Consider the following 232-nt stretch of genomic DNA (forward strand, 5'->3'; position numbering starts at 1 on the left):
ACATTAATGCTTGTCCCGTAGAAGCTGATATTGATGCTTTAGTAACCACAGCTTCGGATATCACAGCTATTGAAAATGCATATTCTGATAACTGCGGAACAGTAACTGCGACTTTCGTAAATCAAACATTAACTGGCGATCAATGCGCTTGGAATCTAGAGCGTACTTACACCATTTCTGATGGTTGTTCGGCGAATGATTTTAATATTAGCATCACCCATTCGGGAAGTGA

At 40.1% G+C, this 232-nt stretch carries 1 protein-coding gene; it reads left to right on the forward strand.

Annotated elements, in window-relative coordinates:
- Positions 1-232, forward strand: a 232-nt coding sequence (locus F6U93_RS14560; RefSeq protein WP_191963436.1) for a hypothetical protein, incomplete at both ends; no start/stop codon positions are given.

The organism is Pseudotamlana haliotis (assembly GCF_008806375.1).
In the GTDB taxonomy this organism is placed as follows: domain Bacteria; phylum Bacteroidota; class Bacteroidia; order Flavobacteriales; family Flavobacteriaceae; genus Pseudotamlana; species Pseudotamlana haliotis.